Origin of the sequence: Agathobacter sp. LCP21S3_B2 (assembly GCF_052118705.1) — a bacterium.
In the GTDB taxonomy this organism is placed as follows: domain Bacteria; phylum Bacillota; class Clostridia; order Lachnospirales; family Lachnospiraceae; genus Roseburia.
In genome coordinates, this window is sequence record NZ_JBQKGQ010000016.1 from 37,375 (window position 1) to 61,125 (window position 23,751).

Genomic DNA, 23,751 nt, shown 5'->3' on the forward strand with positions numbered 1-23,751 from the left:
CTAGGTCTGTAAAAGTAGATAAATGGAAGCCAAAGCCCCGGCAACCATTTAGTATAGATAATGATAGTCATCTGAGATGGAACAGAGGACTATAAGATGTCAAAAGGGAAGTGGCGTCCGGACATACGCGATTTCAAGAGGCATCGGCATTAAAAGTAATCGAATCATTTAAGGAGGAAAACCGATGAAAACATTTATGGCTAGTCCTGCTACAATCGACAGAAAATGGTATGTAGTAGACGCTGAAGGTAAGACATTAGGACGTTTAGCATCAGAAGTTGCTAAAGTATTAAGAGGAAAGAATAAAGCAATCTTTACACCACACATTGACACAGGTGATTATGTAATCGTTGTCAATGCTGACAAGGTTAAGGTTACTGGTAAGAAATTAGACCAGAAGATTTACTATCATCACTCAGATTATATCGGTGGTATGAAAGAGACAACATTAAGAGAGATGATGAACAAGCACCCAGAGCGCGTTATCGAGTACGCTGTAAAGGGAATGCTTCCAAAGGGACCTCTTGGACGTCAGATGTATACAAAGTTATTCGTATACGCTGGACCAGATCACAAACATGCAGCTCAGAAGCCTGAGACATTAGAGTTTTAATAGGAGGTAAAGTAAATTGGCTACTACAAAGTATTACGGAACAGGAAGAAGAAAATCATCTGTTGCTAGAGTATATTTAGTACCTGGAACAGGAAAGATTACAATCAATAAAAGAGATATCGATGAGTACCTTGGTCTTGAGACATTAAAGTTAGTTGTTCGCCAGCCATTAGTTGCAACTGAGACAGTTGACAAGTTCGACGTTTTAGTTAACGTTCGTGGTGGTGGATATACAGGACAGGCCGGAGCAATCCGTCACGGAATCGCTCGTGCACTCCTTCAGGTAGATTCAGAGTACAGACCAGTTCTTAAGTCAGCTGGATTCTTAACACGTGATCCACGTATGAAAGAGCGTAAGAAATACGGTCTCAAAGCAGCTCGTAGAGCTCCTCAGTTCTCAAAACGATAATTCAAGCGAATATCACAAAAGAGCAAATTTCCCCGAAAACATCGAGTTTTCGGGGATTTCTTTATATTCAGATAAATCTATCAGACACCACAAAAACACACGAAATTTCAACGGTAACTAACACATAACTAACAGGTAACTAACACGGAAAACCTTGTCTTGTGTAAGACATTACAAGTCTTATGTAAGACACATTTTGCAATAAAAAAAGGACGAATCAATCGCCCTTTTCGTTGCAGTATTCAATGATACATGACCGGACATCCTTTTTCGTCCGGCAATGGCAGGAATGACCGTCCTTGAAAATGATGTCATATCCGTCGTGCATGTTTCCGGTGATTCCGGAAATCATTTCTCTGTTCTTTTCTGCAATCTGCATTGTATCAAATAAACCGCATTGGTCTTTTCTGACAAGGTCTTGCATGTACGCATTGACCGACATCCCTTTACTGGATGCAAGAGCCTTGATGATGCCTTTCATGCCTTTAGGTACAACGAGATTGATTCGTTCGTAATGCTCACGCCCGAAATTGTTTTTGTATTCAGTTCTATTCATGGCACACCTCTATATTTTGTTGATAGCGTCAATCAGTTCCTCAATTTCAAAATGTGTATATACGACCTCTGTCACACCCTGCCCTTTATGACCGACAATTTTCTTGATGACCTTGTCTGACACTCCGGCAACCGTCAACATGGAAATGCATGTGTGACGGGTATCGTGAGGGCGGTGTTTCATTCCGAGGGTCTCAATAAGTGGCGACCAGTACGAATCATAATAATTCCGGTATTTGAAATGTTCACCCTCCGGAGTAGAGAGGAGATATTCACAATCATTGAGGTTGTACCAGTATTCAAAGAACGGATAAACCTTTTCGGAGATTGGAGCAGTACGGATTCCGGCAGCAGTTTTCGAGGCGACAATCTTGAAATATCTTTCCTCAAGGTTCACATTTTCTTTCTTGAGGTCGAGGAGTTCGCCGATTCTGCATCCGGTATATATCAACATGAGGATGACAGTATAATATATATTTGAATCCTTGACATCCCATAATTTCGCAACCTCTGTTTTTGAGAACGGTTCACGGTTGTATGCGTTGGGATTGCCCGCCTTTTTAATGTCGAGGTATTCGACAAGGTTTCGTTCTTTTGGAATAATCTCATGAATCACAGCGTATTTGTACATCAGACCGAATAATATTTTTAATTTCCGTAGGGTAGGATAATTTTTGCCGGATTCATCAACGACCATTTGCAGGTGGTCGAGTTTTACATCAACAAAACGCATCCGTGCAAGTTTATCACATAACGCCCATGCTGCACGGTAGCCTTTGACGTTGGAATCACTGACAGTCGGAAAATGTTCATCAGACCATCGCTCATATACATCCTCGAATGTAACCTTTGCAGCATTCACATCATAAGGATTTGCATTGAACTCCGCAAGTGCGGTCAATGCCTCTTTGCGGGTCGGGTAATATCCGACGACCGTATATAATTGTTTTGATTTACCTGTTTTCGGGTCGTTTTCCCATCCTTTTGTCTTTTTGGCGACATAAGGATTCCGGCGATTTCCCGATAATTTGTAAACCGTTCCGAATCCGTTCGGTAGTTTCATAAAATCACCATCCTAAAAAAGAGTATAAAAAATAAAACCAATGCAAAAAGCACGGTTTTATGATAGAATGGTGTTTGCAGGAACATTCTGTCGGTGCTTTTTGCAGGAGCATGAGACGGAGGTTTCACAAAGGCGATTCACGTTGCAGCGTGGGTCGTCTTTTTTTGTTGTGCATTATTCATTTGCACGGCGTTCTTTTGCGACTTTTCTATACTTGCGACCAATGACGACACATGCGACACCGACCACAACAGCAATTATTCCGGCAACCGGAACAGCAAGCAATAGAATCAATCCTAAAAGTGCAAGGACAGCACCGAGAACAATCATGAGGATTCCGCAAACACTGTATGTATTTGCAGAGTATTCCTTTTTCTGCGGTGCATTTGTTGAACTGGATGCAGCAGGATTTCCGTTTGCAGCCGTCAATCCTTTTGCAATGTCGGACACGCCGACGGTAGTTCTGTTATACACTGCGTTGTATGCTGCCTTTTTCGGGTCGTTGACGATTCCCATTCCCTTTTTACCATAAAGGGGATTGACCGCCTTTTTGACCTGCCGTTTGACTTTTCCTGTTGTTCTTGCCTTAATGCTTTTCTTGATGTTTGGTTTTCTGACACCGTATTTCATGAACACACCTCCGTTTCTTTATAAAATCAACATTCTGTAAACTTTCCTCAAGAGAGGAGGTGAGCAGAATGAAAATCCTTGTGTGGGAAGTGAGAACCTCAAAAGGGTTCACATTGATGGAGTTATCGAAGAAATCCGGAATCGGAAAATCTACGATAAACAACATCGAAAATGGTAAGGTGTCACCGACATTGTTTCAACTTGAAATGATAGCGATTGCATTAGGCGTGAACATCACCGACCTGTTTGAATCCGAATACAAATAATTGTACCATAATGCAGCGGGATTCCGGCAGCAGGAGGAACGATTTCCATGATTATGGAAATCAACCTCGATATTTCCACAATCATGGAAATATATGATACAATGCAATTCGGAAAGGGGGTGGTGTCTCCCTTGAATTACAAAGAGGCTATTGTCGAAATAGTCGGAAAGATACACAGCGAACGCATCCTCAAGAGGATATACAAATTCGTGTTGTATCTCTACACCCAGGAGACTGGCAGTTGAAAGACTGTCAGTCTTTTTTTGATGCAAATAAATCTATGATTCTTTGAAATGCTGCGATGTCCTCGTCGCTTGCCTCAAGTAGTGCCTTGAAAAGATTCTTGCGGGCATCGTCCTCACCTACCATGATGCGGTCAATTCTTTCGATGAAATCATCGTCAGTATCAACGAACATCTCTCCGTCACCAGTAGTCAACCATATATAATCAACGCCGAACTCACGGCAGATTGCTTTTATATTGGCATCAGTAACGGAGTTTTTTCCGTTTTCAATAAGACTGACGGCACTTTTTTTCAAACCGATACGCTCACCGAATTTATCAAGTGTAAGACCGAGCGATTTTCTAACTTCTTTTATACGCTCATTCTGTGTCATATAGATTCACCTCCTCTGTTTTATAAAGCATAACACCCATCGAAACAAAAATCAATAAAAAAGTTTATTCAACAAACAAAAAAGTGTTGACAAAGTTTGTTTAACAAAGTATGATGTTTACAGAACAAACAGAAAGCAGGAAGATGGGATGTGCGAGAAGTGAAAACGATGTTCAACCTGCCCCATTGAATGCCCCGATTGTGAAAAGGCGAACGGCTTGTGATGGAGAGTTCAACACTTATGCGGGGGAGCGAGATGACACAGCACTGTTTGTTCTAATAAAGAACAGGAGGAGACAGAACGATGAAAAAAACAATTTCAGAGGAGACAAGAGAAATTTTTTGCTACATAAAAAGAAAAGTGCGGAACGGAGAAAATGTGATTCCGTATTTATCCGGAACGAAAAGAAAAAGAACAATGATGTACAAAGAAACAAGCAGATATGAAAAAGATGCAAAGATTGATTATGAACTGGGAGTGATAAATAAAGAGGAATATGAAATCGAGATAAAATCAGTTCGGTTATTAGAACAGGCACTTGCAAATTATTCAGTTTATTAGAAAGGGAAAACATGAAAAAACAAGAAGTTATTGATTTAGCAAACAGGAGAGGGCTGTGCGTGTATGAGCAATATGAGGGAAGAAAAGTATATTACAAAGTAAGGATTCCGGTATTTACAGACGGAAAAGAGATTCCAACAAATTATAGAGATGAATTAGTACAGAACATAAAAGAAGTCAAAAAGATAACAGAAAAGATGTGGGAGGATGACGAGTACAGATTAAAAGCGTCGAACTGGATAAGGAAATATTAAAGCCGAAACGGGGCAGCAGTCGCCCCGTCAGTGTCCGGATGGCAACCGACACTCTGACGATGGCAAGCCGAAAGACATCGTGCAGCGATACCGTGGGAAACATGGCAGCGGTCGCACCTGCTAGAAAGTGCGTGGATGGTCAACAGGTTTTCGATGATTTTTAATGTGAAAAGCATCAACACGGTGTACATTGCCGGAAAAGAGGTGGACGGGATGAAAAGACCGAGAGAACCACCAACAGGAGGAAACAGGATGGAAATAGGACGAATATTGCCGACAGAGGCAGCAGCAATCCTCAATGTATCACCGCAATTCGTGAGGGTAGCAATGCAGCAGGGAAAACTCCCGATAGGAACGGCGGTGCAGATGTCCTCAATTTGGACGTATCACATTTCGGAAAAACTGCTTGCAGATTATTCCGGAAAGAACATAGAAAAAGAGATTGAGCGAATCCGAGGAGGTGTTGAAAAATGACGAGAAACGAGAAAAAGGCAGTGATTGAGAGCATGGCAGAAAAATTCATGAATATTGACGACCTTGAGGGAAAGTCAATGACCATTATGGTGATGTCTGCGTATGCCGAGGGTAAGGCAGCAGGAAAAGCAGAGGAGCGTCGCAGATGGGAACAGAAAGAGGCGGTTGCAGCCGTTTAATGAAAACGCCCCGTCATAACGGCGGGGCAGTACATAGCAGGAGCATGAGAGCAAAGAAAAAGGACAACCATTGCAGTGGTCGTCCTTGTGATAAGAGCAGAGGAGGAAGATGCGACAAGAAAAGAGAACTTGCGGTTGCGACCGTATAAAAGACAACAGCAAAGGAGTGAGAAAATGAGATTTTATCATGCAGCACCAAAAGAAACAATGATGAAGATATACGCCGAGGGCGTTCTCAAAAAGTCGTGGGATGGCGTTGTCTATATGTGCAAAGACCCGATTGACGCTTGCAAGTTTCTTGTGATTAGAGGAATGAGACAAATGAGCGTCATTGAGTTGGAACTTGATGAAAAGGAGGTTGAGGAATCACACGACCATTCAGAGACATTTTTCAAATGCAAGGCATACATAAAACACGGAGACATTGTTCTCTCCGGAGACGAGAGAATATTCGACTATGATTTTGAGTAAAGAAAAAGGACATCCGTTGCGAGCAGATGTCCGGTGCAAGTCGTGTCAGACTTGAAATTCACTAGAAATATTATAGCAAATCTGACACAAAAAAACAACTTGAAAAGAGACCGAAAAGGTCTATAAAATCAAGGGTTTTCGGAACTTTTATCGTCCTTGTAATAGATAATAACAAGTCTACGAAAACATAACAGGAGGTATGTGTCAGATGGCAAGAAAAAGAGGGATGCAATATATCCCGTATGACTATGAGGCAGCATATAACAAAGCGATGGAGGACATGCATGAGTGGTTCATTGAGAACCTGTTCCAACATCGAAAGAAAGTTATATATGCACTGAAAGAGATAACAGCAGGAGACCAGTTTGAAATTGAGATATATCCGCAGTTCCGGAGCATGGATGAAGTACCTCCGGAGGGGAGGACAATCAAGAAAGACAACAACAAGGCTCAAAAGAATCTGAATGATAAGAATGCACGGAAATATGTTGAGAGGCTAATCAATGAGAATTTCAGCGACCGTGACATTTGGATGACATTGACCTATGATGACGAGCATCTACCACCGGACGGGGATGTGGATGCAGCAATCAAGAATGTGCAAAATTACATCCGACGCATCAACTATCAGAGAAAAAAGAGAGGTCTCCCGAATGCAAAATATGTCTATGTGACCGCATACAATCCGGATGCGGAAATCAGATGGCATCATCACATTGTCATGGATGGGGCATTAGACATGGAGACGGTTGAATCCTGTTGGAAACAGTCAAGCAGGAATGAGGTTCGCCGATTACAGACAGACGAAAACGGTTTGTCCGGTATGGCAAATTACATCGTCGAGGAAAAGAACCGTGTTCCGTCGGAAAAGAGGTGGAACAGCTCACAGGGATTGAGAGACCCACGAATCAAGGTCGTTCATTCCAAACGTCCGGCAGCAGGAGGAAGTTATAAAAAAATAGGCTCATTCGTTGACAAGATGGTCAAGGACATGGATTCCATTCCGGAGATACTGAAAAAGTGGTATCCGGACATGGATTTCACAAATGCAGCAGTGTACTACAACGATTTTAATTGCATGTTTTATATACATGCACGAATGAGGAAAAGGAGGTCGACAGGTGAAAAGACGGATAAGACGGATAAGACGGGCATTGAAAAGAGCAGGTTTGTATGATGCGTTTCACATCACATTGATTGCGGTGTTACTGACGGGATTTTGCGTGATATTGTTCAATGTCAAAGAACCGGAGCAGCAGGAGAAAGAGCCGGAGGAGACACAAGCGGAAGTGACGCAGAATCCGGAGACAATGACACAGACAGCAGAGAGCATCGAGGACAAATACAAGGTGTTTGACACAATGTACGAGGACTGGGGGAGTGATGACCTTGAGGGATTCGTGTTCTACGACCTGCCGGAGAAGTATGCAGACAAAGGCTATTTTCCGGAGAAAATGCAGATATACACAAGATGTCTATGCAAGCAATACGACGTTCCGTATGCCCTTGTATTGGCAATCATAGAGCAAGAATCCGGATATGAGTTCGACAAAACCGGAGACGGCGGGCAGTCAAAGGGATATATGCAGATATATGAGAAATGGCACACCGACCGGATGCAGAAACTAGGATGCACCGACCTCATGAACCCATATCAAAACGTGAGGGTCGGGATTGATTTCCTCTCATACCTGCTCAAGAAATACGGCACGATTCAAGATGCACTTGCAGCGTACAACTACGGTGAAAAAGGTGCGAGGGAACATTTGTGGAGCAATGGCGTGTATGTCTATTCATACAACACGGCAATCATGCAGAGAATGAAAGAGATTGAGGAGGTGGTCGGGAAATGAGATTTGACTGGAAACCGGAATCAAAAGAGAGATATTTCAGAAAAGCAGAGGCAGCAGTCAAGGCAGTGGGATTCGATGACATCCTGCGGGTAGACAGAGACCAGTTTTCCATCGTCAAAGGAACGGTCAAGGTACATTTCAAGCCGATTTCAAGAGACGGAAAGACACGCCGATGGTGGGAGGCAAAGAGAACGATTGAGAATATGCATGAAGTGCCTCAGGCAAAAGACCAGTTCGGCAGGAAACACAAGAGCATTTTCATTCACACCTACATGATTTTAGAAATGGAGGAGCAGGACAAATGAGGACATACAGACAGAAACATCCATACATTGCACAAATCGGCTATATTATGCGATACAAGCTGCAACGGTTCACATGGATGTTCAAGGTCAAGGATTGCAGACACATTTGTTTGTTCTGCGAATATTATGACACATGCAGACAGGAGGGCAAAGGAAAATGAACATGAAATATGCAATGAGAAGTGAGGACACAGAGCAAATCAATGTCGTGTCGTGGGCGAATTGGAATGCGAACCGTTATCCGGAATTGAGGTGGTTGTTCCATGTACCGAACGGAGGCAGCAGAAACAAGCAGGAGGCAGTCAAATTCAAACAGATGGGCGTCAAGGCGGGCGTGTCTGATTTGTGCCTCCCATATCCAAAAGGGATTTACTGCGGATTGTTTATCGAAATGAAATACGGCAACAACAGGCAGCAGGACACGCAAAAAGAGTTCCTTGCAGCGATGGCAACGGCAGGACATTTTGTCGCAACCTGTTATTCAGCAGAGGAGGCAATCAAAGTCCTTGAGGAATATCTGAAGCTAGAGAAAGAAACAAGAACAGGATTTTTCGAGGATGCGGAAAGAACGACAATGAGCATCCCAAACAACAGCATCCTCAAGGATGGAAAAGTCAAAGGAGGCAGGTCATGACGCTTGAGGAATTGATTGACACATTGGAGAGTGCAAACATGCTCCGGATATTCAAAGGCGACGAGGAAATATTTGTCGGGTATCTTGCATTATTTGCACCGGAGGTCGGTCATACAAATTGCAAACTATATGAGCAATACAAAAATGACAAGGTCATAAGATTCAGAGCAGTTCCGGAGATTACACATCGCAGGTGGAAAGAACTGAATCTCATGTCACCATTAAAACCGGACGAAACGCCGGATTTTAGATTTCAAGAATTGCAAATGAAACTGTATTACACAATTTATCTATAACAGGACAATAACAGGAGGAAAAGACATGAAAATTATTGCAGTAATGTCACCAAAAGGAGGAATCGGGAAAACAACGACATCCGATTCAATCGCCTATATGTTAGGCGAGGAACAGGGAAAGAGAGTGCTTGTGTTAGATGGAGACCCGCAGGGAGACACATCAAAGACGTTCGGAGTGTATGAACCGGACGGAATCGGCATGAGTGAACTGCTTGAGAAACATGAGTGTGTCGGAGGTACATATAAAACAGGCGACTTGATTCGCCCGACAGAGTATTCACACGTTGACATCATTCCGGCGAATGGCTATCTCATGAAAACGGACATGAATTTGCTGCTCAAGTCAGAGGACAATCAAGTCACACGATTGCGTGAGGCGTTGGAGGAGGTCTCTGATGCATATGATTATTGCGTTTGTGATTGCGGGCGATTGCTTGACATGGTAGTCATTAACATTCTGATTGCAGCAGAACTCATCATTGCTCCGGTAAAGGTCGGAGGATATGAAATCGAGGCATTGCAGAACCTTGAGGAGCAGATTGAGGACTTGAGAGACATCAATCCGGATTTGAGAATCAAGGCACTCATGACCATGCGACAGAAAAACAAGACCTCTCTTGAGGTTGAGGAGTGGTTAAAAGCAGAATCCGGATTTGATATGTTTGTCACGCCGATTCGCCGTTCTATCATCGCAGAGAAATCCACAACGGCAATGATACCGCTCCCGAAATTTTCAAAGCGTGGGATTGTGTCTCAAGATTACAGATGCGTTGTGAATGAGTTACTCAAGGAAATGGAGGAATGACAATGGGAAAATTAAAAAAAGGCGACACAATCCAATGCAGAGACAAAGAGGATTTATTGAACACGGCTCTTGAGTTGGATAAGCTGCACATAAAAAACGATTTTCTGTATGAAAAAGACGGTCAAAAAGGTTACTGGATAGAGATTTTAGAAACGGAAGCGTGAGACATGGAAAACGACACAATACAAACAGAAACTCACAGAGTAATAACAGGAGGTTGAACAGATGGCAGCAGGATTCAGCGTGAAAGACGCACTCAACAAGAACAGCAAAGCGGGGATTGATGAATCTCCGAGAGCGAGATTCCGGACAAAGGACATTTCAATTTTCAAGATGTACCGGAACGATATGAATTTTTACAGTGTAGAACAGATTGAGGAACTGGCAGGAGATATCCTCATGTATGGGTTGAAACAGAACCTTGAACTTGTATATGCGCCATGCGACAAGGGCGAATATAGAATCGTAGCAGGTGAAAGACGGTGGGAGGCTCTCAAGTACCTTGTGTCAAAGGGATATAAAGAGTTTGAACTTGCAACCAGTAAATTGACAACGCCACAGGATAACGACGAGGAGCAGGTTGAAATCATAATTGCGAACGCATACCGTACAAAGACGACCTCCGACATGATTGAGGAGGAAACACGCCTCAAGGCATCTCTTGAACGCATGAAAGCAGCGGGAAAGAAAATCAAGGGATATGACCTGCAATCCGGACGATTGAGGGATGTGATTTCCTCAATGATGCATGTGAGCAAAACAAAGATTGCTCAAATCGAGGCGGTCAACAACAATCTGATTCCGGAATGGAAAGAGGAACTCAAGGGAGAACGCCTCACATTTTCCGCAGCTTATGAATTGAGCGGTATGACAGCAGACGAGCAGCGGGAGGCACTGGGAAAATTCACAGAGACCGGAGAACTCACACACAAAGATGTGAAAGGCATGAAAGCAGAAAAGGCAGCAGGGCAGCAGGTGTCAGAATCAGACACAGAGACAGAAATCGGCATGAACCCGCCGGAAGTGAGAGCGGGCGACGATTACGAAACACCACATCCGGAGGGAATCACATCTCTCTGTTATTCCTGCACCGAATATGAGACATGCAACGTCAAAACCGGAACATGCACCTCATGCGACCAATACAAGAACCGTACAGAGGCATACAAGACCGACGAACAGAGATATTCAGAGGAACAGGATGCAATCGACCGTGAGACGAAAAAGAAACTCCGTGAACAGGCAGAGGAGGAGAAGATGAACAACCTCCCGTCAGATGCAACGGGGGAGATAAAGAGCATCAGAGTATCAAAAGAGAAATTCGAGGAATACACGGGAGAACATAGAAAACCGTATATGATAACAAAAGACGACGGATTCAAGGTCGGAAATGTCGTCAAATTGGTAGTATTTGCAGCAGGTAAGGCAACCGGAGAAACAGCAGACATGAGAATTACATGCAAAGACGATGACATCACTTGCAGCGGATTGACAGACGGATGGTGCGTCATTGGTCTTGTAGCAGAAAAGGAGGAATAATCATGAGCGACATCAAAAGAGGCGAAATGTTCTATATCAGCAGAGGGGGGGCATCCTACAACGGGAGCGAACAACACTCCGACCGTCCGGCGGTAGTTGTGAGCAATAACAAGAACAATGAGAACAGCAATGTTGTTGAAATCGTATATATGACGACACAACCGAAAACAGACCTCCCGACACATGTGACAGTGAGGTCAACAGGGAGAATCAGCACGGTATTGTGTGAGCAGGTCTATTCGGTATCAACGGAGCGTGTAGGAACATACATCGGAGAGTGTACAGACAAGGAAATGGAGAACATCGACATTGCTCTCATGATTTCCTTGCAGCTTGACGGCAACATGAAAACCTCAAAGAAATACAATGAGACAATCAAAGAGCAGCAGGAGGAAATCGACAGTCTCAAGAAAGAAATCGAGATGTTGCAGCAGGAGCATGAGTACACAATCGCAGAGATTGAACAGGATGCAGCAGTCTATGTTGAGGAAAACAAGAAGATTGCGAACATGACACAGACAGAGGAGACAATCAGATTACAGACAGAAAGAGACACATACAAGACCATGTATGAACAGTTACTCAACAGATTAGTGAATGGAGGAGCAGCATGAACAAAAGCGAATTAAAAGCAATATTTATCAATGCAAAGGCAACAGATGCGAAATACATCGGCGTGAGCATTCAGACAGAGGGCAGCAGTCAACCGGAAATCATCATCAATCCGAATCCGAATTTTGATGCGAAATTTGACTACTACATGGAGGCATACGACGACGATTTGATTCTGATTGCAGCAAAGGGCAAAAAGGACATCAGAATCACGGCAGCAGGACAAGGAAACCGTTTCGAGGATATTGAATGTCAGTTATTAGGAGAGCGGGGCAAGGGTTGGAAAGAACTCATTGCAGGAGCGATTGACAATGCGTATGAGAAAATGATTGCAACCACACCTCCAACGACAGAGGAGGAACAGACCCATTGTGAAATGATAAAAGAGGCAGTCAAGGGAATGTTCATCAATGAGAGCAGGACGGCAGCAGAGGCAGAGTTCATCAAGACACACATTGTCGACTATGAGAAAATATTCGATGTGTGCATGAATGGTGATGACCTTGAGTTCAAAAAAGGACTTGTCAGATTGCAGAAAATGCAAAATGAATATGTTATGCAGCGGGAAAATGACTGATAGAGAAAAAGAGACATTCATCGGCGGGATAGAATTTGAGAGACTGGAATCTCGACATCCCGCCGGATGATTTGCGTTTATACGAGAGATTGATTCAAGAAAGGACAAAAAAGAGAATGAACAAAGTCATATTGATGGGTAGGCTCACAAGAGACCCGAATGTAAGATACACACAGCAGAACAGCACACAGGAATCCATGTGCGTGGCACGTTATACACTGGCGGTCGACCGGAGAGGTGCAAGAGACGGGCAGCAGTCGGCAGATTTTATCTCATGCGTGGCATTTGGAAAAAACGGCGAGTTTGCAGAAAAATATCTGAAACAGGGAACAAAAATTGTTGCTACTGGCAGGATTCAGACAGGCTCATACACCAACAGAGACGGGCAAAAGGTATATACGACGGATGTTGTGATTGAGGAACAGGAATTTGCAGAAAGCAAGAAAGCAACAGGAGAACAGGCAGAAAACGCCGGGTATACAGACACAGGAGACGGATTCATGAGCATTCCGGACGGCATCGACGGCGATTTGCCTTTTATGTAAGCGAAAAGGAGGGTTGTGATAATATAGGAGTCTTAAAATGCATAATTGACAGATTTCGGGCGATGGGAAAGACAGAAAATGAGATTTCGGGCATCGTTGAGGCAGCAGCAGACAAGGCGACAGTGAATCCGGATGTTGCAAAGAATGAAAATCCACAAAAACCGGAAATCAAGGTCGAAACAACAGCAGAGGCGTTTGTCGAGGCAGCATTGCAGACAGGCGTGACAATGGAACAGGCAAAAACGGCAATTTTGAAAATGAGCAGTTCACGAAATGCGGAAAATCGCAAAAACACGAATAACTGGCGTAAAATGCACGGTCTGCCTATGAGAAGAAAGCAGAAAGCGAGGAAAAAGCATGAAAGAGGAAAAGGAGCAGACGGTCATTGAAAAAACCTTGCTATATCTTGAGAATTATCGTGAAATGGAACGATATATCAACGAGGCGGTATCAGAGACCTCTCAAGTGCCGGATATAGGCAAATACAACATATCAGCAGAAAAGGCGTTCTTGCAATCGGTCAGAGAGTGCCGTGCAGAGACGGTCATTCTGTTTGAACACTTGAAAAAGGCTCTTGCATCGCTCAAGGAAGATGCAGAGGCAGCAGGTGAGGGGTACAAATACGACGCTCTTGAGGCGGTCTATATAAAGGGCATGTCATACGAGGATATAGTGAGGGAGACAGGATGCGGACGCAACTCACCGAAAAAGTGGTGCAGGGTGATGATTCAGCGGTTGTCAATCAAGTTATTCGGTGCAAAAGCGATTGAAAATGATAAAAACGGAGTGAAAACAGGGTGAAATGAGGGTGAAAACAGGGGTAAAAAGTGGGTGAACAAAAGACAAAATAAACGTGATAATATGTTAGCGTGAACAGTTGAGACGAGCGATTGCAGATGTGCAGTCGCTTTTTTCTTGCCTGTTTGCCCTCCTGTTATATAGCGGGTGGGATATACACAGTAATGTGCATTACTGCCCGCCTCTTGTGGATAACACAGCAGGAGAATGATGCAAGAGAGGAGAACACAGATGCTTTTGAAATCATGCAGGTGTGGGAAGTTAATACCGCAGTCAATGAAGATGTGCGAGGAATGTGAGCAACGGCAGCAGTCGAGGCACATGATATATAACAACACACGGAGAGACGAGAGAGCAGCAGAGTTCTATGTATCAAAGGAATGGCGGGCGATGCGGGAGCGTATCATTGAGGTCTATGACAACGTAGATATATACGCATTATATGTCGAGCATGAGTTGCTCACATGCAATCCGGTTCACCATATCATTGAACTTGAGGACGACTGGGAACAGCGTTTGAATCCGTTCAACCTCATACCTCTCAACCATAAGACACACAACACAATCACTGCTTTATATAAGCAGAGCAAAGCAAGTATGAGAGCAACACAAAAACAGTTGAGGTCACTGATTGAGTACCACTTTCGAGAGGCAGGGGGATATAAAAAAGTTTTGTGCGATTCGTTTTTAGTCGCACCCCCTCTTTTCCTTGGAGAAAACTCCCCACGGGAATTTCAGTAGAAAGGTATATCCGAAAGAGGTGTCAGAATGTGACACAAAATACTGAAATGCTGACGGAAAGGAGGTTTGTTGCATCATGGCAGGACAGAGACAACCCACAGATTTGGTTGTAATGAACGGGCGAAAACACCTCACAAAAGCAGAAATTGAGGCACGGAAAAACGCCGAGGTCACAGCACCATGCGACAAAGTGAGACCTCCGTCATATTTGACACCGGAACAAAAGAAACAATTCCGGAAGATTGCGAAAGAATTACTCGAAATCAAACTGATTTCAAACCTTGATTGCGACGCATTGGCAAGATTACTCATTGCACAAACACAGTACATCGAAATCACGGAACAAATCAGAGAAACTCCATTGATGGAGGATGTTCCTGTCTATGAGACGAGGGAAAATCCGGACACAGGCGAAAAAGAACGTGTGCAGGTCGGTACAAGACAGGTCGTGAACGGAGAAAGAGAACGCCTCATGATAATTCAAGACCGCTGCATGAAACAGTGCAGACAGGGAGCATCAGATTTCGGATTGACAGTTTCCTCCCGTTGCCGTTTGGTTGTACCGAAACCACAACAGCAAAAGCCGGAGAATAAATTTGCAAAATATGCAAATTAAGGCATGGCGAAAGCAGGAGAAACACAAGACCGCTGCACACAATACGCCCTTGATGTCGTATCGGGCGAGATAACAGCCGGAGAATATGTCCGTCTTGCGTGTCAGAGACATCTTGACGACATTGAAAAATCAAAAGCAGCACCGTACAAATACTATTTCGACGTTGAAAAGTCGGAGGAAATAATCAATTTTGCAGAGGAGTTGACCATTGCAGAGGGTGAGGAAAATGAGCATGTGACGGCATATCCGTTCCAGTGTTTTATTTTAGGGTCACTCAATGGATGGAGAACAAAGGAAAAGTCATATAGACGTTTTAGAACATCCTATGTGCAATTAGGTAGACAGAACGGAAAATCGTTCATCAATGGTATTCTTGCGTGTTATTATGGCAATTTTGACGGGTACAAGTACGGAAAAATCTTTTGTACGGCTACAAAGCAAGACCAAGCGAACATTGTTTTTGACGAGGTTGCAAAATTCATCAACTCTGACGAGGATTTGTCAGAATGGTTCAAGGTACATGACCACAACCACACGATTGATTGTCTGTTGACACATTCAGAAATCAAAGCGTTGTCCGGTGATACAAAGTCACTCGACGGACATCGTGCATATTTGGGAATTGTCGACGAGTATCACGCACACAAAACAAATCAGATGTACAAGTTGCTTGAGGGTGGTATCAAGAAACTCAAGTCGGCGTTGATATCGGTCATCACGACAGCGGGATTCGACCTCAAGTCGCCGTGTTACAAGTTATATGAGTATTGCTGCAATCTACTCAAGGGCGTTTTCGAGAACGACAGTCAATTTGTGTATATCGCACAGATGGACGAACACGATGACAGATACACGCCGGAGAATTGGATAAAAGCAAACCCGATTCTTGAATTTGACAGGGATGCACTTGAAAATCTGATACCGATTGCACACACTGCCCGGGACATGGGCGGTGAGGACTTGAGAGATTTCCTTGTCAAGCAGCTCAACATGTGGATGCAGTGGTCAAATTCATTGTACATCAAGGACATTGCATCATGGAAAGCATGTGCAGTTTTGAAATCACTCAAGGATTTCAGAGGGTCAAAGTGCTATGTCGGCGTTGACTTGTCATCCGGAGGAGACTTGACATCAATCGCAATCGTGATTCCGTTCATGGTGGAGGACACGAAAAAATATTTTGTTCACACACATTCGTTCATCCCGTCCTCAAGGGTGGATGAACACATCAAGACTGACAAAGTACCATACGACGTATGGATTGAAAAAGGTCTTGTGACGGTAACGGAAACACTGGGAGGAATCAAGACAGATTACAAATACATCATCAGATACCTTGAAGATTTAGTGAGGGAATACAACCTCAAACCGCAGTTGATTTGTTACGACCCGCACAACGCATCGGCGTTCCTGTCAGACATTGAGGCGATGGGATTCGATTCAATCTCTGTCACACAGACAGCAAAAGAATTGAACGATGCGACCGTTGATTTCAGACTTGAGATTCTTGCGGGCAATGTGGAGATTGAGGGAATGGAAGTCGGCAAAGAGGGCAACAAGATAGTTGTTCCGGTTGACAGCCTGCTTGTTTGGTCGATTGCGAATGCAAAGACCATTTCAAACAATTACGGTGAAATAAAGATTGACAAAGACATCACGACAGAACGAATCGACCCGATTGACGCTATCATCGACGCATGGAAACACGCAATGAAAGAGGAATACCGTCCGGATGTGAACGAAACTGTCAATGAATGGCTTGAGCAATATGAAAAATACATGAAGAAAGGCGGTGAGAAATAAATGAATCCGTTTCAGAGATTGGGAGTAAAAATTTCAAATTGGTGGAGAGGCGAACCACAGAACGACGGAGGGAAAATGACATTGAACTCACCGTCGTTCCTTGAGCGAATAGGATTGAAAAGAAAAGGGAAACCGACATCAGAGGTCACATATTTCACTTGTCTCAAGATGCTGTCGGAGACCCTTGCAAAAATGCCTATCAAATATTATCAGAAAACGGACAAGGGCATCATCGAGGCAGAGGCGACGGACACATCGAAACTGTTATCAAAGAGACCGAATCCGTTTATGACACCAACAACATTTTGGAACACGGTTGAAATCAACCGAAACCATTACGGGAACGCCTATGTGTATATGAGAAAAAAGTTTGACCGAAAAAAATTCGGCGGTGAAATCAAAATCGTTGATTTGTGGGTCATGCAGTCAAATTGTGTGCAGATAGTCGTTGACGATGCAGGGATATTCGCAGGAGTGGGGCGTTTGTGGTACGTCTACACAGACCCGACATCCGGTCGTCAATATGTGTTCAGTACGGACGAGGTAATGCATTTCAAAACATCATTCAGTTTCGACGGAATCACAGGACTACCAGTGCAGCAGATTTTGAGAGACACGGTTGCAGGTGCATCCGAATCACAGGCGTTCATGAATAACTTGTATGAGAGTGGTCTGACAGCAAAAGCAACACTCGAATACACGGGAGAGTTAAACGAAAAGGCAAAAGAGGCACTTGTCAAATCGTTTGAGGAGTTCGGCAGCGGGGCAAAGAATACAGGAAAAATTCTGCCTGTTCCGTTAGGAATGAAACTCACGCCCCTTGACATCAAACTGACTGATTCACAGTTCTTTGAACTGAAAAAATATAATGCCCTGCAAATCGCCGGAGCGTTCGGAGTGAAACCAAATCAAATCAACGATTATTCAAAGTCGTCATATAGCAATAGTGAGATGCAGCAGTTATCATTCTACGTCGACACGGAACTGTTCATCATCAAGCAGTATGAGGAGGAAATCAATTTCAAAATGCTACCGGATGAAGATGCAGACGACGGATATTATTACAAATTCAATGAAAAGGTATTGTTCCGCACCGATTCAAAAACGCAGATGGAATATTTGAGAAACGGTGTCGGTGGAATGATTATAAAACCGAATGAGGCAAGACGTAAACTCGACATGGAAGATGCAGAGGGAGGCGATGTCCTACTTGCGAACGGTAGCATCGTACCGTTGACGATGGCGGGTGCAGCATATTTGAAAGGCGAATCCGAACAGGAGAACGCCGATGAACCGGAACAGCCGGAAGAAGAAAAAGAGCCGGACACAGAGCAGCCGGACACAGCAACAGAACCGGACGAAACCGACGAGGCAGAGGACGAGGATGAACAGGAGGGAGGTGAATAATCATGCCAAAAAAGAGACGTTTTGATTTTACAAAGAAGAATAAACGCAGCGGGAAAGTTGAAAATGTCGGCTATTTGGATTTAGAGCAGGACGAGGAGCAGAGCAGATGTTCCTTGTATTTCTACGGTGACATTGTATCAGCGACATGGGAATCCATGTGGTACGAGGAGGATAGATGCCCGCAGGACATCGCAGATTTCCTCAACCAGTTAGACGGATATGAGGACATTGACATCTATTTCAATTCCGGCGGTGGAGATGTATTTGCAGGACTGGCAATATACAACCAGTTAAAGCGATACGACGGACACAAAGTCGGATATGTTGACGGAATGGCTGCATCCATTGCATCAGTCATCATGTTTGCATGTGATGAACTGCATTTCGCAACAGGTGCTCAAGCGATGATTCACAAACCGTTATGCATGGCATACGGAAACGCAGACGATTTCAAGGCAGTCATAAAACAGTTGAATCTCTGCGAGGATTCAATTCTTGATGTCTACATGGAACATGTGCAGGAGGGTGTCACAAGAGACAAAATTCAATCTCTCATGAGTAATGAGACATGGTTCGACAGTAAGAAGATGCAGCAGTATTTCAATGTTGAAATCGAGGAAAAGGCAGCAGTTGCAGCATGTGCATCCGACTTTTTCGAGAAATACAACAATATTCCGGAGACGCTCAAGGGAATCGACACAAAGGACATAGTCGATGCAGTGATTGCAGAACTTGAAAACCGGAACAGTGCAGCAACAGAGGCAGAAAAACAGAGAATCGAGGCAGAAAAGCAGGAGATTCTCAAAGATTTATACCTTTATGGTATGTAAGAAATGGAGGAAAGAAAACATGAATAAGGAATTACAGAAGTTACTCAAGCAGATTAACGACAAGAAAAACGAGGTCAAGAGCCTTGTGAACGATGGAAAACTCGACAAGGCAAAGGCAGCAAAGGAGGAACTCAAGGAGTTACAGAACAGATTTGACCTCCTCTATGATTTGGACGAGGATGAACAGGACAACATCGAGGACAAAGTCAACAACGGAACTGCAAAGCAGGTCGGCGGTGATGTAAAACCGGACAAAAAGAACATCGTGAAATCATTCGTCAACATTGTCAAAGCCGGATTCCTGCACAAAAAGGCAGACGAGGCAGACATCGCAGTGTATAACGCTGCAATCACATCCGACACATCTGACAAAGGAGAGGGAGAGGTCGGAATCGGCGTTACAATTCCGGAGGACATCAGAACGGACATCATTGAACTGCGTCGTTCAGCCGACAACCTTGAGCAGTATGTCAATGTTGAGGGAGTAACAACCAAGACAGGAACACGAAACATTGAGGTTGATGCAGATTCTACACCGTTCGACAACGTGGAGGAGGCTGCGGATTTTCCGGAGATGGACGAGCCAACATTTGTACAGGTTGAGTACAAAATCAAGAAAAAGGGTGGAATCCTCAAGATGACCGCCGAACTGCTTGAGGACACAGCAGCCAATATCATGGCGTACATCAACAAATGGATTGCTAAAAAAACAAAGGCAACCCGTAACGCAATGATTCTCAAGACACTTGATGCGATGACAAAGGGAAAAGAGGTAACAATAGAGAATCTCGACAGCCTCAAGGATGTGTTTAATGAGGATTTAGACCCTGCAATCGCAGCGGGGGCGGTTGTCATCACTAATCAGAGCGGTTTCAACTATCTCGACAAGTTAAAGGATAAGGACGGAAACTATATTTTACAGAAAGACCCGACACAGCAGACAAAGGGAAAACTGCTTTTTGGCGAATATCCTATCATCAAGTTATCAAAGAAAACTCTTGCATCCGAGAAGATTATGAACAGCGACGGTCACACAATCGACGGGTACAAGCATCCTGTATATTGTGGCGACTTAAAAGAGGCAATCACACTCTTTGACAGAAATGTCCTCACAATCGACCTCAATGACAAGGGAACAGGTTTATGGGATAAGGACTTGACAGGTCTCAAGGTTCGCGACCGTTTCGATGTGCAGCCTGTTGACAAGGAAGCAGTCATCAAGGGTCAGATTACAGAAGTTATCAACGGGTAATATGGCAGCAGGGCGGTGAATCCGTCCTGCTATTGAAAGCAGGTGAGAACATGACGGATGAAGAAAAAGAGAAGTACAGAGGCGGTCTGATTGCTACATGCAAGACATATTGTCACATCGACTATGATGACGACATCGAAATCCTTGAATTGATGCTTGACACGACACTGGATGAAATGACGGAACTGATTCTGAATTTCGACCGGAACAACCTCACAAGCCGTCAAAAACTGCTTGCATTTATGTCCGTGAAAGAACTGTACGACAACCGTGACAAGTACCGGAGCGACACGAAAACGCTATCCGCTGCCGTTTCCTCCATGCTATTGAAAGAAATATACGGAGGTGCAGCAGAATGACAGGCAGAATCAAGATAATTCGCAAGACAACAAGTGTTGTTGACGGTAGACGACAGCAGGAGGAAAAGGAGTTTTTCTCATGTTGGTGTGATGTCAAGAGTTTGGGAACAAATGAAAAATACAATGCGTTGCAGATAGGTCTTGAGAACACAATCATGTTTGAAACGAGAGCCTGCGACAAGATGGAGGAAATCAGATTGAATCTGAAAGAGTTCTACGCAGTATATAAAGGCGTTGAGTTCAAGATATATGATGCGTGTCCGATGTTCATAGACGACAGGAAATATCAGTTGAAATGTAGAGCGGGAGCATAGTGTCATAATCTGACACCGGAGGTGATGCAGTGAAAATCGAAATGGAATTTCAAGGCTTGAAAGAACTCATGAAAGCATTTGAGGACGCAGCAAGCGACGAGGATATAAAAGAGGTCAATCAAAAGATTGTAAAGCAAAGCGAACCAGTTGTGAAAAACATCATGTCAGGCAAAATTCCGAAATCGGCAGACATCAAATTATCCGGTAGAGGTTTCGGTTCAAAGTCATCCGTGACATCACATGCAGCGGACAGCATACCGATGGGAGCAGTCAAAATGAAAGACACAGGAGCAACAGCAGATGTCGGATGGGAAAAGTCGGACAATAGCGAACACTTTTATGTGAAATTCATAAACTGGGGAACTATCTATCAACCGCCTCAAGAATTTATTTACGCAACAGGGCGTGAGGCAGATGCGGAACTGCAAAAAATCGCAGAACAGGAATATCAATCATATTTAGACAACACATTGAAATGAGGTGAGAGCATGAGCAGCAGTCCGGACATCATCAAAGATGCATCCGACGCATTGAAACCAATATCAGACAGGAAAATCATTGTGATGCAAGGATGGTATGACAAAAACATCCATGACAGACATGTGACATTGTGGGATTTGGGAGAAAACGACGAGAATTTTTCGGACGACGATGCAGAGGGAGTGACGCTGTCAGTGCAGGTCACTATATTTTCAGAGAATGACGAGGTTGAACTTGCGAGGGAAATCAAGTCACTCATGAAAGAAAATGATTTCTCATTTGACGGCAGGAACGGAGACGATTCAAAGCCGGAGGACGGAATCTATATGAAAGCACAAAGGTTTTCAAAGTTTTATGAAATGGAGGAATAGACATGAGCGAAACAGTAACACAGGTTAGCGACACAGAACAGAAGATTGTGAGGAGTAGAACTTGCGGTTGTAGAGATTTCTACATCGCAAAACTCACACAGAACGATGCGAAAGCATACGTTGCAGAAACTCCGGTCAAACTGGCAAGAGCAATCAAAGCAAAGGTTGACGAAAAGTGGAGTTCTGAAAAGATTTACTCTGACGATGGAACAGAGGAAGTCATCAATTCCTATGAGGGAACAGAAATCGAACTTGAGGTCAATGCACTTGCACCACAGGACAGACAGATTCTTTTCGGTCAGTTATACGAGAACGGTTTTCTTGTAAAGACTGCGGATGACAAAGCACCGGAGGTCGCTGTCGGATGGAGAGAAAGAAAACTCAACGGAAAGTATGATTTCAAATGGTTGTACGCCGGAAAGTTTGCAGAGGGAATCAGCGAGGAGGCAAGCACAAAAGAGGGAAAACTGTCTCCGACAACAAAGAGCGTCAAGGGTTCATTCTATGAGAGAAGTCTTGACAATGCATATGAGATTTCTGTTGATGAATCAAACCTTGTAACAGAAGATACAAAGGCAGCAGAGGCAATCGAGAATTGGTTCAGCAAAGTGCAGGAGAAAAACGGCGGTTTAGGCTAATAAGAGGATATATAACAGGAGGATAAATCATGAAAAGAAAAATAATAGTCAATAATAAAGAGTTTACAATGCCGAAAATGTCAATCGACACATACACGGAATATCTTGAACTTGCAGAGGTTGTCGACGCAAAACAGAGATATTCAAAACAGGACATCGAGGCGATGGGTCTTTTTATCTGCAAGGCATACGGAGACCAGTTCACCATTGAGGAATTAAAGAATCCGGAGAGCGGACTTGATGCAGCAGGATTGATTCTTGAGTTCCAGTTCATTGACATGGGAATTGCCGACGAACTCACAAAGAGAATGGAGAACATCGAGAAAAATTTTCAGAGTGGCAAGTGATACCGGAAATCGAAATCACTTGCAAAGGAAAAAGTCTTTTCATCAATTCCGTAACAGTAGAACAGTATAAAAAATATATCAATCTCATGGAGAAAAATGACACGGAGGCATTTTCCGGAGTGATGTTTTTCAACAAAAAGATAATGCAGGAGATGTTCGGGAATGAACTGTCGCTTGCAGCAGTTGGGGAGATTGATGCAGTTGAATTTCTGACGGCAATCAAGACGGTTCATTTTATCATGCAGAACATCATTGCAGAGAAGATGTTGAACATTGTTGAGGTTGAGCAGATAGAGAAAGAGACATCCGCATTCGATGAATATGACCGTGAAAACGGTTATGAGGAAGAGGAACAACCGGAGGAAAATCAATGGAAAGTCTGCGGGGAAATTGTTGACCGTGTTGTAAAAATTGCGATTCGGCTATTGAAAAACTCATACAGTCAATGCATGAAAGAGAACATTGTCACGTTGTTGGACTACTTAAAATTTGAATTAGATACAATCAACGAAAATCAGTAAGAGAGGAGGCGACCG

At 43.7% G+C, this 23,751-nt stretch carries 42 protein-coding genes; 38 read left to right on the forward strand and 4 right to left on the reverse strand.

What is annotated here, in order from left to right; genetic code table 11:
* Positions 1 to 184: 184 nt before the first annotated feature.
* Both rplM and rpsI read left to right on the forward strand, forming a co-directional pair.
* The gene (gene rplM / locus ACTQ1L_RS11550; protein WP_012743749.1) at positions 185 to 613 is read left to right on the forward strand and encodes a 50S ribosomal protein L13; all 429 of its coding nucleotides are present in this window, start codon (positions 185 to 187) and stop codon (positions 611 to 613) included.
* A 16-nt stretch (positions 614 to 629) separates the two neighbouring features.
* Positions 630 to 1,022 (forward strand): 30S ribosomal protein S9, encoded by a 393-nt coding sequence (rpsI, locus tag ACTQ1L_RS11555; protein ID WP_321110360.1) that lies wholly within the window; start codon positions 630 to 632, stop codon positions 1,020 to 1,022.
* Between the two features lie 217 nt (positions 1,023 to 1,239).
* Here the strand turns inward: rpsI and ACTQ1L_RS11560 are convergent, their stop codons facing one another.
* From ACTQ1L_RS11560 to ACTQ1L_RS11570, 3 genes are all read right to left on the reverse strand, one after another.
* Complete coding sequence (locus ACTQ1L_RS11560) at positions 1,240 to 1,578, reverse strand: hypothetical protein (RefSeq protein WP_441367279.1); 339 nt, start codon at positions 1,576 to 1,578, stop codon at positions 1,240 to 1,242.
* A 9-nt stretch (positions 1,579 to 1,587) separates the two neighbouring features.
* Positions 1,588 to 2,640: a tyrosine-type recombinase/integrase gene (locus ACTQ1L_RS11565; protein WP_178294337.1), complete on the reverse strand. Its 1,053-nt coding sequence runs from the start codon at positions 2,638 to 2,640 to the stop codon at positions 1,588 to 1,590.
* Between the two features lie 174 nt (positions 2,641 to 2,814).
* A complete protein-coding gene (locus tag ACTQ1L_RS11570) occupies positions 2,815 to 3,270 on the reverse strand; it encodes a DUF3040 domain-containing protein (RefSeq protein WP_306856611.1) in 456 nt (151 codons plus the stop codon).
* Positions 3,271 to 3,338: 68 nt separating this feature from the next.
* On the opposite strand from ACTQ1L_RS11570, the gene ACTQ1L_RS11575 reads away from it, so the two are divergent.
* Both ACTQ1L_RS11575 and ACTQ1L_RS11580 read left to right on the forward strand, forming a co-directional pair.
* Positions 3,339 to 3,536, forward strand: a complete 198-nt coding sequence (locus ACTQ1L_RS11575) for a helix-turn-helix domain-containing protein (RefSeq protein WP_022164642.1) — start codon at positions 3,339 to 3,341, stop codon at positions 3,534 to 3,536.
* Between the two features lie 47 nt (positions 3,537 to 3,583).
* Positions 3,584 to 3,781, forward strand: a complete 198-nt coding sequence (locus ACTQ1L_RS11580) for a hypothetical protein (protein ID WP_441367281.1) — start codon at positions 3,584 to 3,586, stop codon at positions 3,779 to 3,781.
* 7 nt (positions 3,782 to 3,788) lie between these two features.
* Here the strand turns inward: ACTQ1L_RS11580 and ACTQ1L_RS11585 are convergent, their stop codons facing one another.
* The gene (locus ACTQ1L_RS11585; RefSeq protein ID WP_441367283.1) at positions 3,789 to 4,154 is read right to left on the reverse strand and encodes a helix-turn-helix domain-containing protein; all 366 of its coding nucleotides are present in this window, start codon (positions 4,152 to 4,154) and stop codon (positions 3,789 to 3,791) included.
* A 303-nt stretch (positions 4,155 to 4,457) separates the two neighbouring features.
* Between ACTQ1L_RS11585 and ACTQ1L_RS11590 the strand changes: the two genes are divergently transcribed.
* The 34 genes from ACTQ1L_RS11590 to ACTQ1L_RS11755 all read left to right on the forward strand — a co-directional run bounded on the left by ACTQ1L_RS11590 (position 4,458) and on the right by ACTQ1L_RS11755 (position 23,736).
* On the forward strand, positions 4,458 to 4,715 hold the full coding sequence (locus ACTQ1L_RS11590; RefSeq protein ID WP_441367285.1) for a hypothetical protein: 258 nt from the start codon (positions 4,458 to 4,460) through the stop codon (positions 4,713 to 4,715).
* Positions 4,716 to 4,726: 11 nt separating this feature from the next.
* Positions 4,727 to 4,969 carry a hypothetical protein gene (locus ACTQ1L_RS11595; protein ID WP_441367287.1) on the forward strand — a complete coding sequence of 81 codons (243 nt, stop codon included), beginning with the start codon at positions 4,727 to 4,729 and terminating at the stop codon, positions 4,967 to 4,969.
* Between the two features lie 38 nt (positions 4,970 to 5,007).
* Positions 5,008 to 5,133 (forward strand): hypothetical protein, encoded by a 126-nt coding sequence (locus tag ACTQ1L_RS11600; protein WP_306768924.1) that lies wholly within the window; start codon positions 5,008 to 5,010, stop codon positions 5,131 to 5,133.
* A 49-nt stretch (positions 5,134 to 5,182) separates the two neighbouring features.
* Positions 5,183 to 5,443, forward strand: coding sequence for a hypothetical protein (locus ACTQ1L_RS11605; RefSeq protein WP_441367289.1), 261 nt, complete (start codon positions 5,183 to 5,185; stop codon positions 5,441 to 5,443).
* A complete protein-coding gene (locus ACTQ1L_RS11610) occupies positions 5,440 to 5,622 on the forward strand; it encodes a hypothetical protein (RefSeq protein ID WP_055287211.1) in 183 nt (60 codons plus the stop codon). Before ACTQ1L_RS11605 ends, ACTQ1L_RS11610 begins: the two co-directional genes overlap by 4 nt.
* 174 nt (positions 5,623 to 5,796) lie before the next feature.
* A complete protein-coding gene (locus tag ACTQ1L_RS11615; protein ID WP_101874765.1) occupies positions 5,797 to 6,093 on the forward strand; it encodes a hypothetical protein in 297 nt (98 codons plus the stop codon).
* Positions 6,094 to 6,301: 208 nt separating this feature from the next.
* Entirely contained in the window at positions 6,302 to 7,270 is a 969-nt protein-coding gene (locus ACTQ1L_RS11620; RefSeq protein ID WP_441367291.1) for a rolling circle replication-associated protein, read from the forward strand.
* Positions 7,215 to 7,946 carry a transglycosylase SLT domain-containing protein gene (locus ACTQ1L_RS11625; RefSeq protein WP_441367293.1) on the forward strand — a complete coding sequence of 244 codons (732 nt, stop codon included), beginning with the start codon at positions 7,215 to 7,217 and terminating at the stop codon, positions 7,944 to 7,946. The genes ACTQ1L_RS11620 and ACTQ1L_RS11625 overlap by 56 nt, the downstream gene beginning before the upstream one ends.
* Entirely contained in the window at positions 7,943 to 8,251 is a 309-nt protein-coding gene (locus ACTQ1L_RS11630; protein WP_441367294.1) for a hypothetical protein, read from the forward strand. Before ACTQ1L_RS11625 ends, ACTQ1L_RS11630 begins: the two co-directional genes overlap by 4 nt.
* Positions 8,248 to 8,412, forward strand: coding sequence for a hypothetical protein (locus ACTQ1L_RS11635; protein WP_441367295.1), 165 nt, complete (start codon positions 8,248 to 8,250; stop codon positions 8,410 to 8,412). The genes ACTQ1L_RS11630 and ACTQ1L_RS11635 overlap by 4 nt, the downstream gene beginning before the upstream one ends.
* Positions 8,409 to 8,885 carry a VRR-NUC domain-containing protein gene (locus ACTQ1L_RS11640; protein ID WP_441367296.1) on the forward strand — a complete coding sequence of 159 codons (477 nt, stop codon included), beginning with the start codon at positions 8,409 to 8,411 and terminating at the stop codon, positions 8,883 to 8,885. Before ACTQ1L_RS11635 ends, ACTQ1L_RS11640 begins: the two co-directional genes overlap by 4 nt.
* Positions 8,882 to 9,181, forward strand: a complete 300-nt coding sequence (locus ACTQ1L_RS11645) for a hypothetical protein (protein ID WP_441367297.1) — start codon at positions 8,882 to 8,884, stop codon at positions 9,179 to 9,181. The genes ACTQ1L_RS11640 and ACTQ1L_RS11645 overlap by 4 nt, the downstream gene beginning before the upstream one ends.
* Before the next feature lie 25 nt (positions 9,182 to 9,206).
* Positions 9,207 to 9,986, forward strand: a complete 780-nt coding sequence (locus tag ACTQ1L_RS11650; RefSeq protein WP_441367299.1) for a ParA family protein — start codon at positions 9,207 to 9,209, stop codon at positions 9,984 to 9,986.
* A 2-nt stretch (positions 9,987 to 9,988) separates the two neighbouring features.
* Positions 9,989 to 10,150, forward strand: a complete 162-nt coding sequence (locus ACTQ1L_RS11655; protein WP_441367300.1) for a hypothetical protein — start codon at positions 9,989 to 9,991, stop codon at positions 10,148 to 10,150.
* A gap of 61 nt (positions 10,151 to 10,211) precedes the next feature.
* Entirely contained in the window at positions 10,212 to 11,525 is a 1,314-nt protein-coding gene (locus tag ACTQ1L_RS11660) for a ParB/RepB/Spo0J family partition protein (RefSeq protein ID WP_441367302.1), read from the forward strand.
* Between the two features lie 2 nt (positions 11,526 to 11,527).
* A complete protein-coding gene (locus ACTQ1L_RS11665; protein ID WP_441367304.1) occupies positions 11,528 to 12,139 on the forward strand; it encodes a type II toxin-antitoxin system PemK/MazF family toxin in 612 nt (203 codons plus the stop codon).
* Entirely contained in the window at positions 12,136 to 12,714 is a 579-nt protein-coding gene (locus tag ACTQ1L_RS11670) for a hypothetical protein (RefSeq protein WP_055287234.1), read from the forward strand. The genes ACTQ1L_RS11665 and ACTQ1L_RS11670 overlap by 4 nt, the downstream gene beginning before the upstream one ends.
* 116 nt (positions 12,715 to 12,830) lie before the next feature.
* Positions 12,831 to 13,259: a single-stranded DNA-binding protein gene (locus tag ACTQ1L_RS11675; RefSeq protein WP_441367331.1), complete on the forward strand. Its 429-nt coding sequence runs from the start codon at positions 12,831 to 12,833 to the stop codon at positions 13,257 to 13,259.
* Positions 13,260 to 13,321: 62 nt separating this feature from the next.
* Complete coding sequence (locus tag ACTQ1L_RS11680; RefSeq protein ID WP_441367305.1) at positions 13,322 to 13,648, forward strand: hypothetical protein; 327 nt, start codon at positions 13,322 to 13,324, stop codon at positions 13,646 to 13,648.
* Positions 13,617 to 14,060, forward strand: a complete 444-nt coding sequence (locus ACTQ1L_RS11685) for a hypothetical protein (RefSeq protein ID WP_101874776.1) — start codon at positions 13,617 to 13,619, stop codon at positions 14,058 to 14,060. The genes ACTQ1L_RS11680 and ACTQ1L_RS11685 overlap by 32 nt, the downstream gene beginning before the upstream one ends.
* Positions 14,061 to 14,221: 161 nt before the next feature.
* Complete coding sequence (locus tag ACTQ1L_RS11690; protein ID WP_441367307.1) at positions 14,222 to 14,356, forward strand: hypothetical protein; 135 nt, start codon at positions 14,222 to 14,224, stop codon at positions 14,354 to 14,356.
* 22 nt (positions 14,357 to 14,378) lie between these two features.
* Positions 14,379 to 14,798: a hypothetical protein gene (locus ACTQ1L_RS11695; protein ID WP_243273979.1), complete on the forward strand. Its 420-nt coding sequence runs from the start codon at positions 14,379 to 14,381 to the stop codon at positions 14,796 to 14,798.
* A gap of 76 nt (positions 14,799 to 14,874) precedes the next feature.
* Positions 14,875 to 15,414, forward strand: a complete 540-nt coding sequence (locus ACTQ1L_RS11700) for a phage terminase small subunit P27 family (protein ID WP_173772085.1) — start codon at positions 14,875 to 14,877, stop codon at positions 15,412 to 15,414.
* Positions 15,415 to 15,417: 3 nt separating this feature from the next.
* The gene (locus tag ACTQ1L_RS11705) at positions 15,418 to 17,217 is read left to right on the forward strand and encodes a terminase large subunit (RefSeq protein WP_441367309.1); all 1,800 of its coding nucleotides are present in this window, start codon (positions 15,418 to 15,420) and stop codon (positions 17,215 to 17,217) included.
* Positions 17,218 to 18,624: a phage portal protein gene (locus ACTQ1L_RS11710; protein WP_441367311.1), complete on the forward strand. Its 1,407-nt coding sequence runs from the start codon at positions 17,218 to 17,220 to the stop codon at positions 18,622 to 18,624. It begins immediately after the preceding gene.
* Between the two features lie 2 nt (positions 18,625 to 18,626).
* Positions 18,627 to 19,454 (forward strand): head maturation protease, ClpP-related, encoded by an 828-nt coding sequence (locus ACTQ1L_RS11715; RefSeq protein WP_441367312.1) that lies wholly within the window; start codon positions 18,627 to 18,629, stop codon positions 19,452 to 19,454.
* 19 nt (positions 19,455 to 19,473) lie between these two features.
* The gene (locus tag ACTQ1L_RS11720; protein WP_441367314.1) at positions 19,474 to 20,706 is read left to right on the forward strand and encodes a phage major capsid protein; all 1,233 of its coding nucleotides are present in this window, start codon (positions 19,474 to 19,476) and stop codon (positions 20,704 to 20,706) included.
* A gap of 50 nt (positions 20,707 to 20,756) precedes the next feature.
* Positions 20,757 to 21,065, forward strand: coding sequence for a head-tail connector protein (locus ACTQ1L_RS11725; RefSeq protein ID WP_441367316.1), 309 nt, complete (start codon positions 20,757 to 20,759; stop codon positions 21,063 to 21,065).
* On the forward strand, positions 21,062 to 21,379 hold the full coding sequence (locus ACTQ1L_RS11730) for a phage head closure protein (RefSeq protein WP_441367317.1): 318 nt from the start codon (positions 21,062 to 21,064) through the stop codon (positions 21,377 to 21,379). Before ACTQ1L_RS11725 ends, ACTQ1L_RS11730 begins: the two co-directional genes overlap by 4 nt.
* A 29-nt stretch (positions 21,380 to 21,408) precedes the next feature.
* Positions 21,409 to 21,858 (forward strand): HK97-gp10 family putative phage morphogenesis protein, encoded by a 450-nt coding sequence (locus ACTQ1L_RS11735; protein WP_117800695.1) that lies wholly within the window; start codon positions 21,409 to 21,411, stop codon positions 21,856 to 21,858.
* Positions 21,859 to 21,867: 9 nt separating this feature from the next.
* Positions 21,868 to 22,230 (forward strand): hypothetical protein, encoded by a 363-nt coding sequence (locus ACTQ1L_RS11740; RefSeq protein ID WP_118588769.1) that lies wholly within the window; start codon positions 21,868 to 21,870, stop codon positions 22,228 to 22,230.
* Between the two features lie 2 nt (positions 22,231 to 22,232).
* Positions 22,233 to 22,868, forward strand: coding sequence for a major tail protein (locus tag ACTQ1L_RS11745; protein ID WP_441367318.1), 636 nt, complete (start codon positions 22,233 to 22,235; stop codon positions 22,866 to 22,868).
* Between the two features lie 29 nt (positions 22,869 to 22,897).
* Positions 22,898 to 23,215, forward strand: coding sequence for a phage tail assembly chaperone G (gene gpG / locus ACTQ1L_RS11750; RefSeq protein WP_441367320.1), 318 nt, complete (start codon positions 22,898 to 22,900; stop codon positions 23,213 to 23,215).
* A complete protein-coding gene (locus tag ACTQ1L_RS11755) occupies positions 23,212 to 23,736 on the forward strand; it encodes a hypothetical protein (RefSeq protein ID WP_441133698.1) in 525 nt (174 codons plus the stop codon). Before gpG ends, ACTQ1L_RS11755 begins: the two co-directional genes overlap by 4 nt.
* The last annotated feature ends 15 nt before the right edge of the window (positions 23,737 to 23,751 follow it).